We start from the raw sequence: 13,197 nt of genomic DNA, 5'->3' as shown, positions 1-13,197 counted from the left end.
TAACAATAGTTAACTTGCTAATAGATTGTTATTTAATGATAATTTAATCTTCCTGTTTCACCTGAAATAACTTTAGCAGTGAATACAGTGTCAGAGGCATTGAGATTTATGAGCATTAAACAACAATGGCAAAAGAAGTGGCGAGAGGCGCTTGGTGAAACGACGAACGCTATGCCCGATATTCGAGAAGACTATGCGCTTCATTTTGACATTTGGCATGTCGGGGATGAAAAACTAAAAGATTGCTTTTCAATATTTCCTAATGGTGATCTTTTACTTAAACGGGTTAACGAGGTAAGGACAAGCTTGCCCCAATCTATTGCGATAGATGATCTGGCCCTGCTGAGTAAACTTGAACAACTAAATACAAATATTGAAGCGGCTCTCAATCAATATGGTGATTCAGAGTTAATCAAGTTGAATAGCAAAAAATCAAATGTTGCTAGAAGGTCAGTTTATCGAGGTAATGAAAGCCTAAGGCGTGACGTGCTTAACAATGCAGATTCGCCGACCATACATCTCGATGATGACTTATGCGAGATCATTGCTAAGTACTGCGGAGAAGAAGGATACGAAGCATTTTTCTTCTTAAGTGAGCCCCTATACCAACTTTCTGGCTGTTATTACCCCGTATCTCATTGGATAGCTTGGGCAATGGTGCAAAGTGAATTCGAAGTTGACCCTTATCAAGCGGCATTTGACTTGTATAAAATGAAAGCGCAAGCAGGATGGAGTAATGACGAACAGTTTGTTTTCATCGAAAGTTAGCTTGCAACAAGCGACCTTAGCAAGTCGTCAAATTTGTCATTAAATTGTAGCCCCAGTAACATTACGGAGTACATATCAACTTATCGCCTCAGTGTTAAGCGGAAAATTTCCTCAACGCAAATAGCGATAAAGAACACGTAAGGTCCATCAATGAATAAAGAATTTGAACAAATATCAAAATATTTAAGTTACTTACTGCGTCACGCGCCGGAATCAATTGGTCTCAGGCTTGACCCTAATGGCTGGGCATATATCGCGGACATAATCGAAAAATCAACCAGCCCTAAGATGACCAAAGAGCTACTTCAAATTGTTGTTGAAACCAATGATAAGCAGCGTTTTAGCATCAGTCGATGTGGCAACAAAATTCGCGCTAATCAAGGTCATTCTGTTGAGATTGATTTAACGCTTGAGCCTACAATACCGCCCAGTGTGTTATTACATGGTACTGCTAAGCGTTTTATGACCAGTATAATGGCTGAGGGCATATCCAAACAGAAAAGGCATCATGTACATTTGTCAGAGGCTGACTCTGTCGCAAACGCAGTGGGGGCTCGCTATGGTAAGCCCGTCATTCTGAAGGTAGATGCTGAGCAAATGGCTAAAGATGGTTTCCTTTTCTTTAAAACCGCAAACAATGTATGGCTTGTTGAACACGTTCCAGCCAAATATCTTAAGTGCGCATAGCGGTATCTACCTAACTGGTGAAATCATCCTTTCTGATGGTGGGCTTAATCTTACTTAGCTAAAAATAAGACCAAACCGCTACGCCATCGTCACGAATGTCGGATATTTAGTCTGAAAAAGACGGCCTGAGCAAAGTCATTTGCTCAGCAAGTCTTGTAGGGCTTCTTTTATATCTGGGTGCTTAAATTGATAGCCGGATTGGCTTAATTTTTCCGGTAACACGTTTTGTCCGTAGAGCAATAAGTCACTCATTTCCCCTAATAAAACTTTGAGTACGGTGGCGGGCACAGGGCAAAAAGCGGGTCTGTTAAGGGTTGCTGCTAATTCCAGTGAGAATGTTTTATTGGTCACAGGTTTAGGCGCAGTAAAGTTAAACGCGCCAGACAGGGCGTCATGCTCCAGTAACCATATAATGCCATTGACCATGTCATCGATATGGATCCAAGACATGAACTGTTGGCCAGAGCCGATCCTGCCACCCACGCCCATTTTGAAAGGGGGAAGCATTTTCTTTAGTGCACCACCTTGTTGGCTAAGTACGATACCCGTGCGAAGGTTACAAACGCGGGTATGGGGCTGAGCTTGATTGGCTATGTCTTCCCATTGTTGGCAAATGGTATGGCTGAATTCCTGATTGTATTGGTCAAAGTCTTCGGTAATAGGCTGAGCATTTTGACGGCCATAAATGCCAATGGCAGAGCCGCTGATAAATGTCTTCGGCGCATGGTCCGACGCTTTGAACAGTTCGACCAGTTGCTGCGTGATCGTCCACCTACTTTGACAAATTGCGTGTTTTTGTTTTTCGGTCCAGCGTTTTTCAGCAATGGGTTCTCCGGCAAGGTTAATCACCGCATCAAATTGATTAAGATTTGTTAAAGACGCTAAATCCTCAATGATGGTTATGTCAGAGCCTAGCAGTGAATGTGCTTTATGTTTGCTGCGGCTTAATACCGTTAATTGATGGGCGGAGTTAAGGACTTTACAGAGCCTCTGACCAATAAGCCCAGTGCCTCCGGTGATCAATATATTCATGGCGGTCTCATTATTGATTATTTATTCATAGTATTACGTTAAATTAACAAAAAAGGATGTTATTTTGAGATGAATTTTTTTTATTGTGTTCGTTTATCAACATTTGGGAAGTAGCATGGCCGATCAGTCTGTAATTAGCCGCGGTATTTTAGTATTTGCTGGCATCATCATTTGTCTCGCGGGGATCAAGCTTGCTAGTGCGATTATCGTGCCTTTTCTGTTGTCCTTATTTATCGCCATTATTTGTCATCCTGCTATTAATTACTTGGTGCAATTAAGGGTACCAAGGGGCGTTGCAATCGGCTTGATTATCAGTGTGATAGTGTTGGCTTTTTTCATTATGGGCAGTGTAGTCGGGGCTTCGGTAACGGAATTTCGATCCCAGCTACCTGCATATGAAGCGCAGCTAACAGAGCGTTTTGTTGGCTTAACGGCTTGGCTACAAGCACATGATATTCAGATATCAATGGATGTGTTTAAAGACTATTTTAACCCAAGTACCGCCATGAATATGGTGACGAATATGCTATCGAGTTTCGGCAGTGTGTTAGCCAATGTTTTTTTGTTGTTACTGACGGTGGTATTTATGTTGGGTGAGGCCACTGGCATGCCAGCAAAGCTACATCTGGCTTTTCGCGATCCAGAGATGAAATTACAAGGACTGGATAAGTTTTTAAGCTCGGTCAATCAATATATGGTGATTAAAACATTTGTTAGTATCGCAACCGGGATGTTGGTGTCGGTTATCCTGTGGCTTATTGGTGTCGACTTTTTTATTTTATGGGGCGTACTCGCTTTTTTACTTAACTACATTCCTAACATCGGCTCGATTATTGCTGCGGTTCCGGCTGTTATCTTGGCATTTTTGCAGCTGAGTTTAGGCCATGCTGCTATCGTTGCATTAAGTTATGTGATGGTGAATATGGTGATGGGCAATATGGTTGAGCCACGGTTTCTTGGTCGAGGGCTCGGGCTCTCGACCTTAGTGGTGTTTTTATCGTTAATATTTTGGGGCTGGCTGTTGGGGACCGTCGGTATGCTGTTATCGGTTCCTTTAACCATGATATTTAAAATAGCTTTAGAGACCAGTGAACAAGGGCGCTGGTTTGCGGTGCTGTTGAGCTCTGAAAGTGATGTGATTGATTCGATCAAGCAAGCAAAGTAATCAACCAGATTGCGAAAAAAGCGTTATAGGGTGGTTCTATCGCCAAGCATCTTGAGGTTGCTTGGGTATAGTGTAGAATCGCCGTTTTACTTGTTGAGCCTGCCTTATGTCCTCTTTTAGTCAAATTCAACCTCATTTTAATTGGCCCAAGTCGACGCAAGCTTGTCGGATCTTTCATGGCCGTGGCGGCCGCTATCCGGGCTTTCGTTTTATTAATATCGATTGGTTTAGTCCCGTTGTATTAATTATTTTATACAGCGAGGTTGAGCGTGAACGGCTTGATTCGTTGGTTGAGGTAATTAAAGCGCAGTTGGGCGAGCGTTGCTTGAGCATTCAAGTTCAGTATCGTTTTCAGCATATGGCCCCCTATGAGTTGCTTTGGGGTGAAAACATTCCTGAGCCAGTTGCCGATGAAGCTGGGCTTAAATACCAGTTGCGTTTAGGCAAAAATCAAAACTATGGTTTATTTTTCGATATGGAGCAGGGGAGGCGTTGGGTACAAACGCACAGTGAACAAGCTAATGTGCTGAACTTGTTTGCTTACACTTGTGGTTTTTCCGTGGCGGCCATAGCTGGGAGTGCCCGTCAAGTGGTCAATTTAGACATGAGTAAACCATCCCTTTCTGTTGGCCGAGACAATCATCGTTTAAATCAGCATGACTTGAGCAAAGTGAAATTTATGGCTCATGACTTATTTAAAAGTTGGGGCAAACTTAAAAAGTCGGGACCGTATGATTTAGTGATTGCTGATCCACCATCACTGCAAAAGGGTAGCGTTAATGTTATTCGAGATTACCCTAAAATCATTAGGCGTTTGCCGGAGCTTTTAGCGCCGGGAGGGCGCGCGATGTTATGCCTAAACTCGCCCGACCTTGACTTTGCCTTTCTGAAATCAGCAGTGGCGGAACATTGTCCCGAATTAGTTTTAGAAGATAAGATTGAGCCTTCTTCTGTATTTATTAATGAACAACCAGATAAAGGCTTAAAAATCTTAATTTATAGGTTAGAGGGTTAGATTAAGTTTTGATCTAATAATCCCGCTAGTTGGCTTTGTGTCGGGCTGTTCATCGCTTTGAGCTGCTTGATAATTGCCCGTTGCTGATTGTGGCTGAACTGTTTCTTTTCTAGGTATAACATTAAAGAGATATCGTTCTCATCATGGAGTAGGTCGTATAGCTGTGAAGCTTGACCTTCTATCATCCCATTCATATTGCCCTCCTTAAAATACGTTGTACATATTTAAGGTTAACCTACCGCTAGGCGCGTATTAGACTTTATTCGTCTAGGGTTTGTTACTTGTCCTGTTAAATGGAAATAATACAGAAAATAGGGCAGTTTTATTCTTTACATGTGAATAAATATAAGTTAAGTGCCGTGTTTTATTTTATTTGTGTTAGTAACAGTAGGGGATTAAGTAAAGATATCCACAAAATCTGTGCATAACTCTGTGGGTTAGCTGGTAACGCTAAAGAGGGTGGTGGGATTACTCGCTTCCATTGAAAAAAAGCCCTGTTAAACAGGGCTTTAGTCATTTAGCCTTTAAGCTGTGAAGCTTGTATTGCCGTTAAAGCAATGGTGTACACAATATCATCAACTAAGGCGCCGCGTGATAAGTCGTTCACTGGCTTACGCATGCCTTGTAGCATCGGACCAATACTGATCAAGTCGGCACTTCGTTGCACTGCTTTATAAGTAGTGTTACCGGTATTTAAATCTGGGAAGATAAATACTGTTGCCTTACCTGCCACAGGGCTGTTCGGCGCTTTACTTTTAGCCACATTTTCCATGATAGCGGCATCGTATTGCAATGGACCATCAATGATTAAGTCTGGACGACGCTCTTTCGCTATCTTGGTTGCTTCACGTACTTTATCAACATCTGAGCCAGTACCTGAAGAGCCAGTAGAGTAGCTGATCATGGCTACTTTTGGCTCAATACCAAACGCTGCTGCAGAGTCGGCTGATTGAATAGCTATATCGGCTAGTTGCTCTGCATTCGGGTCAGGGTTGATGGCACAGTCGCCATAAACTAAGACTTGATCAGGCAATAGCATGAAGAAGATAGAAGACACTAAGTTCGCGCCCGGTGCCGTTTTAATTAACTGCAATGGTGGGCGGATAGTGTTCGCCGTGGTGTGAATGGCACCAGAGACGAGCCCGTCTACTTCATCTTGGGCTAACATCATAGTACCAAGCACTACGTTGTCTTCTAGTTGCTCACGAGCAACCACTTCGGTTAGGCCTTTACCTTTACGTAACTCAACCATAGGTGCTACGTATTTTTCACGCACCGTTTCAGGATCGATGATTTCCACACCTTCACCTAACACCACACCTTGTTGCGCTGCCGCTAGGTGGATGCGCTCAGGGTTACCCAGTAACACGGGAGTCGCAATGCCACGTTGATCACACAACGCTGCGGCTTTGATCGTTCTTGGCTCTTCACCTTCTGGTAATACTACGCGGCGATTTACTGCGCGCGCTAGCTCAGTTAGGTGGTAACGGAACGCTGGTGGCGATAGTTTACGCGGCAATGTAGAGCCTTGCGTTAACGTTGCAATCCAATGTTTGTCCACATGACCCGCAACATAATCTTGCACTAGCTCAATGCGCTCAGCATCATCTGTTGGAATTTCAACGTTAAAGCTTTGTAATCTAACCGAAGTTTGCCAAGTGTTCGTGCCGATCAACATAATCGGTAAGCCAGTGGTTTCCATGGCTGTTTCACACAATTTCATTACTTGTGGCTCTGGCTGGTAACCGCCAGTCAATAATAAGCAGCCAATTTTTACGCCGTTCATCGACGCTAAACAAGCTGAAACAATCACATCACTGCGATCGCCAGAAGTAACGAGCATTGAGCCCGGTTTAAAATGTTCAACCATGTTGGGAATTGAACGGGCACAAAACGTCACGCTTTGTAGGCGTCGTGTTGCCATCTCACCTTTATTGAGGATGGTGGCATTCATGTGCTCAGCCAAGTCTTTAGCGCGTGGCGCGACTAAATTAGGATTCCAAGGAATGCAGCCCAAAATACGCAGTGGGCTTTTGCCAAACATTTGTAATACTTCGAGATTGGCACCTGATTTATGGTGGTTCTCAAACATTTCTGTTAAATCAGGACGTGTTTTTTCGTGATCATCAAGGGGCGCGCCTACCTTGTTGATGATACAACCGATTATGCGTTTATTAGCGTGGCCACCAAAGGCTGATACGGCAATTTCAATGCGCTCTTTCAGCTGCTGGCTTGAGTCGTTACTTGGTTGAGTAACAAACACCATTTCGGCGCCAATTGCCTTCGCAATTTGGTAGTTTAGTTCATTCGCAAACTGAAGTTTTCCGGTCGGTACTAACCCTTCAACTACCACAACATCCGCGCCAGCGGTGCCCGTTTGAAAGCGTGCAACGATGTTTTCTAATAACTCTGAGGTCTGATTCGTAGAAATCATGTTCTCAGCGTATTGCATGCTAAAAGGTTCAGGCGGGACAAAATTAGTCGCGTTGCGAATAATGGTGGTTGAGCGTTCTGGCCCGGTATCACCGGATTTAGGCTGGGCAATGGGTTTAAAGAAGTTGACAATTACACCGTGACGTTCCATGGCGCGAACCATGCCTAGGCTAACGGAGGTCACTCCAACACCAGAGCCAATGGGAATAAGCATTATTGTACGAGACACAAGCGTTCCTCAAATTAGGTTGTCGAGCAATCGCGCTTCGCATAACGATTATATCGCGCAATTGCTTCAAAAACGTGGGAGCGAAGCCCCCAATCGATTATTAAGCACTGACAAGAGCAGCTGAATCTTTTGCGATAACCCACTCTTCATTGGTGGGGATAACTAAGGCTATCGGGCTGTTTTCTGCAGTGATAATGCCTTCGTTGCCAAATCTAGCAGCTTCATTTTTCTCATCATCAACGGCAAAGCCAAAGATAGCTAAGTTTTGCAAAACAATTTGACGAATTAAATTAGAGTTTTCCCCTATACCACCGGTAAATACAATCGCATCTAGGCGTTGTAGTGGCACGGTATAAGAAGCGATGTATTTTGCGAGGCGGTAGCAGAAAATTTCTAGCGCTAAGGTACAACCTTTGTGGCCTTCTGCGTAACCTTCTTCAATGGCGCGACAATCACTCGATACTTCAGAAATGCCCATTAAACCGCTTTGCTTGTTTAATACATTATTCACTTCATCTAAGGTGTAACCTAATTTGTTAACCATATGTTGAATAATGCTTGGGTCAATATCACCACTACGCGTGCCCATTACCAAGCCTTCTAATGGCGTAAGGCCCATGCTGGTGTCAACACTCTTACCGTTTTTAACTGCGCATATAGACGCGCCGTTACCAAGATGCGCGGTAATCACATTGGTTTCGCTTAGATCTTTACCAAGCATTTTGGCCGCCATTTGGCTGACAAACAAATGGCTAGTGCCGTGCATGCCATAGCGACGAATGCCGTGCTCGCGGTATAGTTTGTAAGGTAAGGCGTATAAGTATGCAGACTCAGGCATACTCTGATGGAAGGCTGTGTCAAAAACCGCAACTTGAGGTAAGTTAGCAAAAGCGGCTTGCGCCGCGCGAATACCTATTAGATGAGCAGGGTTATGTAGTGGCGCAAGGGCTGCACAGGCTTGAATACCTTCGATCACATGCTCATCAATGAGCACTGACTTAGTGAATTTTTCACCGCCGTGTACCACACGATGACCAATCGCAATTAAGTTTTCTAGTAGCTCAGGCTTAGTGCTGAGGATTTTTGATACGATATATTCAACTGCTTCACGGTGAGCAGAAAATGCACCTAATGACGCTTCTTGTTTAGTGCCGTCTAACTTCCATTTTATCCGGGCCTCTTCCAAATTAAAACATTCTGCCAAACCAGAGATGTACTCATCGCCATTTTCGGCGTTGAGTACTGCAAATTTGAGAGAAGAGCTACCACAGTTAAGAACGAGAACAAGTTTGTTCATTGGCAAATCCTAAAAATTACATTTCGATTACGAGTGGAAAACAATTGCGATTATGTCAATTGCTTGACTTAATGTATCCTTAATACAAGTCGGACAAAAAGCCGATAGTCGGTATCATTTAGTGATCCGCACTGTTTATAATCAACGTTTAACCAAGAGAACAGTAGGGTAAACGTCTGTGGATACGCTTAGTTGTAACAAGGATACAGCTAATGTAAGAAAATAACAAAGCGAAGCGTCTTTAGAGTTAATTGAAATCAATTTTTAACAAATTAGGCTCATTTTCTCGCCACTTTTAGCGGTAAGGCAGGTAAATATGAAATTTTTTGGTGGAAAATTACAAACTGGTAAAGCCTACATGAAAGTGTGGCCACAGAGAAAAGAGCTAAACGGCCTATTTCCTGAGAATTTGGTGATAAAGGCCACCGAGTTTGCAGAAAAGTTTATGCCGATGTTAGCGGTATTAACAATATTACTGCAATATCAAGTTGGCCATGAGATGTTTTGGCCAACCACGGTGGGTATGGTTTTATTTATGGTGAGCCTACCCTTGCAGGGGCTTTATTGGCTGGGTAAGCGTGCGCAAAGCCCGCTGCCGCCGAGTTTAGTGCGCTGGTATCACCAGATCCATCAAAAATTAGTGCAGCAAAGCAATCAGCAGAATGAGCCACCAAAACAAGCGGTTAGCAAACCTACCTATGGCGACTTAGCTTTTGTATTAAACCAAGGTTTTAAAAGCTTAGATAAAGCATTTTTATTTGATTAAAAATGCAGCTAGTCAAACTCAACCTTACCAGAGTAAGGTTGAGTGTACTGCAGGTTCTAAAAATCTGGCTGTTTTGGCTCTGCGTTATGGCTTAAATTCAATATTTTTACCTGCCTTATTCCTGAAAAAACCACTCAAGCTCAATTAATCTTCCTCATCTCCCTCGTCGCTCGTGATAACTAATCAACAATCTGCACCAGATTGATCTTGATCAATATTTAAATAGTATTTAAACTTTCAGAAATTTCTGAAACATCTATAGGTTGATATGGACATCTCTCCCAGTGTGCAATCTTTTGTATTCCACTTTGGCGAAATGGGCAGCCGTTGGGGCTTTAATCGCACCGTTGGACAAATGTATGCCCTACTGGTCGTGACCGAACGGCCTTTAAGTGCCAATGAGCTGGCTGAAACGCTGAATATTTCACGTGGTAACGTCAGCATGGGCATGAAAGAGCTGCAATCTTGGCGCTTAGTGCAAGTTAGTCATATTCCGGGCGATCGCAAAGAATATTACCGAGTGACCGGCTCTATTTGGGACATGGCCAATACAATTTTTGAAGAGCGTAAAAAGCGGGAAGTAGACCCAACCCTGTCCTTATTACGTGACAACTTGCTGGAAGAGCCAAAAGACCAAGAAGAAGCTTTTGCCCTTGAAAAAATGCAAGAAATTCATGATCTACTCGAAATGTTGACGCAGTGGTCAGGCGAGCTACAACGCTTATCACCGGAAAAATTAAGCACCCTAATGAAGTTGGGCGCGGGCGTAAGCAAGATGTTAAGCATGAAAGATCAACTTTTTGCTAAAAACAACCAGCCGAATTCCGACTCATAAGATTTATATATTTGACGCAATGTAGGAGCGTTTTATGATCAACGAAACCTTAGTGGAACTGTCACGGTGGCAATTTGCAATTACCGCCATGTTCCATTTTTTGTTTGTACCATTGACTTTGGGAATGACATGGATCCTGTTTATTATGGAGTCTGTGTATGTCATGACTGGGCGAGAAATATACCGCGACATGACCAAGTTTTGGGGCAAGCTGTTTGGTATTAATTTCGCGATTGGGGTTGCCACTGGCTTAACCATGGAATTTGAGTTTGGTACTAACTGGTCGTATTACTCACATTATGTGGGTGATATTTTTGGTGCGCCATTAGCGATTGAAGGGCTAATGGCGTTCTTTTTAGAATCGACCTTTGTTGGTATGTTCTTTTTGGGCTGGGACCGGCTCACTAAACGTCAACATTTAGCTGCCACCTTCTTGATGGCCTTAGGCACCAATTTATCTGCATTATGGATATTAATTGCCAATGGCTGGATGCAAAACCCAGTCGGCAGTGAATTTAACTACCTAACCATGCGCATGGAAATGGTCAGTTTTGCAGAGTTAGTGTTTAACCCGGTTGCTCAGGTTAAATTTATCCATACCGTGGCTGCAGGCTATGTCGCTGGCTCGATGTTTGTGATGAGTATCAGTAGTTACTACATCTTGAAAGGCCGAGACTTGCCATTTGCGAAACGTTCATTCTCGGTTGCTGCGGGTTTTGGTTTGGCATCTATCCTATCGGTAATTTTATTGGGCGATGAATCGGGTTACGAAGTTGGCGAAGTACAGCGGGTTAAGTTAGCGGCTATTGAAGCCGAATATGAGACCCAGCCCGCGCCGGCATCATTTACCGTAATAGGGTTTCCTAATGATGAAACCATGGAAACTGAGCATGCCCTTAAAATACCTTATTTGATGGGGATCATTGCCACACGTTCATTGGACGAAGAAGTAATCGGATTACGTGATTTGCAAGCTGAGCATGAAGTGCGAATTCGTAATGGCATGATTGCTTATGAGTATTTGCAAAAGCTGCGTAGCGGTGAAGATACACCGGAAAACATTGCTCGCTTCGATGAGCTAAAAGTAGACCTTGGTTATGGCTTACTGCTTAAAGCTTACACGCCGAATGTGGTCGACGCCACTGAAGCACAAATTCAAGCTGCGGTAAAAGATTCAACGCCCCCAGCTGCGCCATTATTCTGGAGTTTCCGTATTATGGTGGGCTGTGGTGTCGCGATGCTCGGTTTATTTGTGTTGGCGTTTTACTACAACGCGAAGCGACAAATAGAGCAAAAGAGATGGCTACTTAAGGCTATTTTATTTGCGCTACCATTGCCTTGGATAGCCATTGAAACCGGCTGGTTTGTGGCGGAATTTGGCCGTCAACCTTGGGCCATCAGTGAAGTGTTACCGACCTTCTTAGGCGTGTCAAACTTGACTGTTAGCCAAGTGATTACCACCATGGTTGCCTTTGTCAGTGTTTATATCATCTTGTTTATCATTGAAATGTTCCTAATGGTGAAGTTTGCCAAAATGGGGCCAAGCTCGCTCCATACGGGTCGATATCATTTTGAACAAGAAGCAGATGCCACGGCATCACTGCGTCAAAGCCATTATTAGGAGTCACGGATGTTTGATTACGAAAGCTTAAAGCTAATTTGGTGGGTGCTGATTGGGGTGTTAATGATCGGCTTCGCTATCACTGATGGTATGGACATGGGCGTGGGGACGTTGCTTCCCTTCGTCGGTAAGTCTGACGATGAGCGCCGCGTCGTGATAAACACCGTTGGTGCTCATTGGGATGGTAACCAAGTGTGGTTTATTACCTTAGGCGGTGCGTTATTTGCTGCCTGGCCGCTGGTTTACGCCACCGCCTTTAGCGGGTTTTACTTCGCTATGATGCTGACCTTATTTGCCTTGTTTTTACGTCCACTGGGGTTTGACTATCGCAGTAAGATTGATAGTAAAAAGTGGCGAAATAACTGGGATTGGGCGCTATTTGTTGGCAGTTCGGTACCGCCGTTAGTGTTTGGTGTGGCCTTTGGTAACTTGCTACAGGGGGTTCCTTTTCACTTTGATGACTTAATGCGCGTGACTTACACGGGTTCATTTTTTGCTTTGTTTAACCCGTTTGCATTATTGTGCGGCGTGGTGAGTGTGGCGATGGTCACCATGCATGGCGGTGCTTGGCTAGTCATGCGTACAGAAAAAGTGGTGGCAGAACGCGCTGCGCGTATTGGTCAATGGGCTGCGCTGACGTTGGTTGTGGCTTTTGTACTGGGTGGCATCTTGATTTGGCAGACAGTGCCGGGGTATCAAATTACCAGTGCTCTTGATACGGCAGGCGTTGCTAATCCTACCTTGAAGCAGGTTGAAATCGTTTCTCAAGCTTGGTTACATAATTATTCGGTGCAGCCGTTAATGTGGTTATTACCTGCACTGGGGATAATTATGGCGTTATTGGCCAGCGTATTAATGAAAATGGCACGAGGTGTCGCGGCATTTATCGCCAGTAGCTTAGCAAATGTGGGGGTTATTTTAACCGCAGGGGCGTCTATGTTCCCATTTGTAATGCCATCTAGCTCGGTGCCTAACCACAGTTTAACCCTGTGGGACGCGGTCTCAAGTGAGATGACGCTGATGATCATGCTGTCAGTGGTGGTGCTATTGTTGCCCATTGTATTAGGTTATTCATTTTGGTGTTATTACAAAATGTGGCGTCGTGTCACGGTGGCTGAAATTACCGGAAACAGTCATTCATCTTACTAATCATTTTTAACTCAGGTGATTGTAATAGGTTTCTATGCAATCACCGGATAAGGACAGTTTATGTGGTATTTTAGTTGGATTTTAGGTGTGTTACTGGCGTGCGCTTTTGGCATTATTAATGTGATGTGGTACGAAATGCAGCAACACGTTGATAACGTGGCAAAAGACCAAGACGTCGATAATTAAGTACCTTGCTATAG

The 13,197-nt window shown here is 43.8% G+C and carries 13 protein-coding genes; 9 read left to right on the top strand and 4 right to left on the bottom strand.

Features of this window, described 5'->3' with window-relative positions; all coding sequences use genetic code 11:
- Positions 1–108: 108 nt before the first annotated feature.
- Both K6Y31_RS00995 and K6Y31_RS00990 read left to right on the top strand, forming a co-directional pair.
- On the top strand, positions 109–768 hold the full coding sequence (locus tag K6Y31_RS00995; protein WP_233051008.1) for a hypothetical protein: 660 nt from the start codon (positions 109–111) through the stop codon (positions 766–768).
- Positions 769–918: 150 nt separating this feature from the next.
- Positions 919–1,455, top strand: a complete 537-nt coding sequence (locus K6Y31_RS00990; protein WP_233051007.1) for an RNA 2'-phosphotransferase — start codon at positions 919–921, stop codon at positions 1,453–1,455.
- 135 nt (positions 1,456–1,590) lie between these two features.
- Here the strand turns inward: K6Y31_RS00990 and K6Y31_RS00985 are convergent, their stop codons facing one another.
- Positions 1,591–2,487: a TIGR01777 family oxidoreductase gene (locus tag K6Y31_RS00985; RefSeq protein ID WP_233051006.1), complete on the bottom strand. Its 897-nt coding sequence runs from the start codon at positions 2,485–2,487 to the stop codon at positions 1,591–1,593.
- Positions 2,488–2,602: 115 nt separating this feature from the next.
- On the opposite strand from K6Y31_RS00985, the gene K6Y31_RS00980 reads away from it, so the two are divergent.
- Positions 2,603–3,652 (top strand): AI-2E family transporter, encoded by a 1,050-nt coding sequence (locus tag K6Y31_RS00980; RefSeq protein WP_233051005.1) that lies wholly within the window; start codon positions 2,603–2,605, stop codon positions 3,650–3,652.
- Between the two features lie 106 nt (positions 3,653–3,758).
- Positions 3,759–4,667 carry a class I SAM-dependent methyltransferase gene (locus K6Y31_RS00975; RefSeq protein WP_233051004.1) on the top strand — a complete coding sequence of 303 codons (909 nt, stop codon included), beginning with the start codon at positions 3,759–3,761 and terminating at the stop codon, positions 4,665–4,667.
- Here the strand turns inward: K6Y31_RS00975 and K6Y31_RS00970 are convergent.
- From K6Y31_RS00970 to K6Y31_RS00960, 3 genes are all read right to left on the bottom strand, one after another.
- Positions 4,664–4,861: a hypothetical protein gene (locus K6Y31_RS00970; RefSeq protein WP_233051003.1), complete on the bottom strand. Its 198-nt coding sequence runs from the start codon at positions 4,859–4,861 to the stop codon at positions 4,664–4,666. The two genes, K6Y31_RS00975 and K6Y31_RS00970, sit on opposite strands and share 4 nt — an antisense overlap.
- 323 nt (positions 4,862–5,184) lie before the next feature.
- Complete coding sequence (gene pta / locus K6Y31_RS00965; RefSeq protein WP_233051002.1) at positions 5,185–7,329, bottom strand: phosphate acetyltransferase; 2,145 nt, start codon at positions 7,327–7,329, stop codon at positions 5,185–5,187.
- Positions 7,330–7,429: 100 nt separating this feature from the next.
- The gene (locus tag K6Y31_RS00960; RefSeq protein WP_233051001.1) at positions 7,430–8,626 is read right to left on the bottom strand and encodes an acetate kinase; all 1,197 of its coding nucleotides are present in this window, start codon (positions 8,624–8,626) and stop codon (positions 7,430–7,432) included.
- Positions 8,627–8,942: 316 nt separating this feature from the next.
- Here K6Y31_RS00960 and yfbV point away from each other — a divergent pair, with 316 nt between their 5' ends.
- The 5 genes from yfbV to cydX all read left to right on the top strand — a co-directional run bounded on the left by yfbV (position 8,943) and on the right by cydX (position 13,183).
- Complete coding sequence (yfbV, locus tag K6Y31_RS00955) at positions 8,943–9,392, top strand: terminus macrodomain insulation protein YfbV (protein ID WP_233051000.1); 450 nt, start codon at positions 8,943–8,945, stop codon at positions 9,390–9,392.
- A gap of 268 nt (positions 9,393–9,660) precedes the next feature.
- Entirely contained in the window at positions 9,661–10,227 is a 567-nt protein-coding gene (locus K6Y31_RS00950) for a GbsR/MarR family transcriptional regulator (protein WP_233050999.1), read from the top strand.
- 34 nt (positions 10,228–10,261) lie between these two features.
- On the top strand, positions 10,262–11,848 hold the full coding sequence (locus K6Y31_RS00945) for a cytochrome ubiquinol oxidase subunit I (protein ID WP_233050998.1): 1,587 nt from the start codon (positions 10,262–10,264) through the stop codon (positions 11,846–11,848).
- 9 nt (positions 11,849–11,857) lie between these two features.
- Positions 11,858–12,997: a cytochrome d ubiquinol oxidase subunit II gene (cydB, locus tag K6Y31_RS00940; protein WP_233050997.1), complete on the top strand. Its 1,140-nt coding sequence runs from the start codon at positions 11,858–11,860 to the stop codon at positions 12,995–12,997.
- A gap of 60 nt (positions 12,998–13,057) precedes the next feature.
- A complete protein-coding gene (gene cydX / locus K6Y31_RS00935; RefSeq protein ID WP_232801155.1) occupies positions 13,058–13,183 on the top strand; it encodes a cytochrome bd-I oxidase subunit CydX in 126 nt (41 codons plus the stop codon).
- The last annotated feature ends 14 nt before the right edge of the window (positions 13,184–13,197 follow it).

The organism is Motilimonas cestriensis (assembly GCF_021295315.1).
GTDB classification, from domain to species: domain Bacteria; phylum Pseudomonadota; class Gammaproteobacteria; order Enterobacterales; family CBDFNC01; genus Motilimonas; species Motilimonas cestriensis.
This window is presented reverse-complemented; position numbering and strand designations above follow the sequence as displayed.

Bases quoted from the DNA above. Each gene is read 5' to 3' on its own strand.
- K6Y31_RS00950 (WP_233050999.1), top strand. From the start codon at position 9,661: ATGGACATCTCTCCCAGTGTGCAATCTTTTGTATTCCACTTTGGCGAA.
- K6Y31_RS00995 (WP_233051008.1), top strand. From the start codon at position 109: ATGAGCATTAAACAACAATGGCAAAAGAAGTGGCGAGAGGCGCTTGGT.
- K6Y31_RS00970 (WP_233051003.1), bottom strand. From the start codon at position 4,861: ATGAATGGGATGATAGAAGGTCAAGCTTCACAGCTATACGACCTACTC.
- K6Y31_RS00980 (WP_233051005.1), top strand. From the start codon at position 2,603: ATGGCCGATCAGTCTGTAATTAGCCGCGGTATTTTAGTATTTGCTGGC.
- K6Y31_RS00985 (WP_233051006.1), bottom strand. From the start codon at position 2,487: ATGAATATATTGATCACCGGAGGCACTGGGCTTATTGGTCAGAGGCTC.
- K6Y31_RS00990 (WP_233051007.1), top strand. From the start codon at position 919: ATGAATAAAGAATTTGAACAAATATCAAAATATTTAAGTTACTTACTG.
- K6Y31_RS00960 (WP_233051001.1), bottom strand. From the start codon at position 8,626: ATGAACAAACTTGTTCTCGTTCTTAACTGTGGTAGCTCTTCTCTCAAA.
- cydB (WP_233050997.1), top strand. From the start codon at position 11,858: ATGTTTGATTACGAAAGCTTAAAGCTAATTTGGTGGGTGCTGATTGGG.
- yfbV (WP_233051000.1), top strand. From the start codon at position 8,943: ATGAAATTTTTTGGTGGAAAATTACAAACTGGTAAAGCCTACATGAAA.
- cydX (WP_232801155.1), top strand. From the start codon at position 13,058: ATGTGGTATTTTAGTTGGATTTTAGGTGTGTTACTGGCGTGCGCTTTT.
- K6Y31_RS00945 (WP_233050998.1), top strand. From the start codon at position 10,262: ATGATCAACGAAACCTTAGTGGAACTGTCACGGTGGCAATTTGCAATT.
- K6Y31_RS00975 (WP_233051004.1), top strand. From the start codon at position 3,759: ATGTCCTCTTTTAGTCAAATTCAACCTCATTTTAATTGGCCCAAGTCG.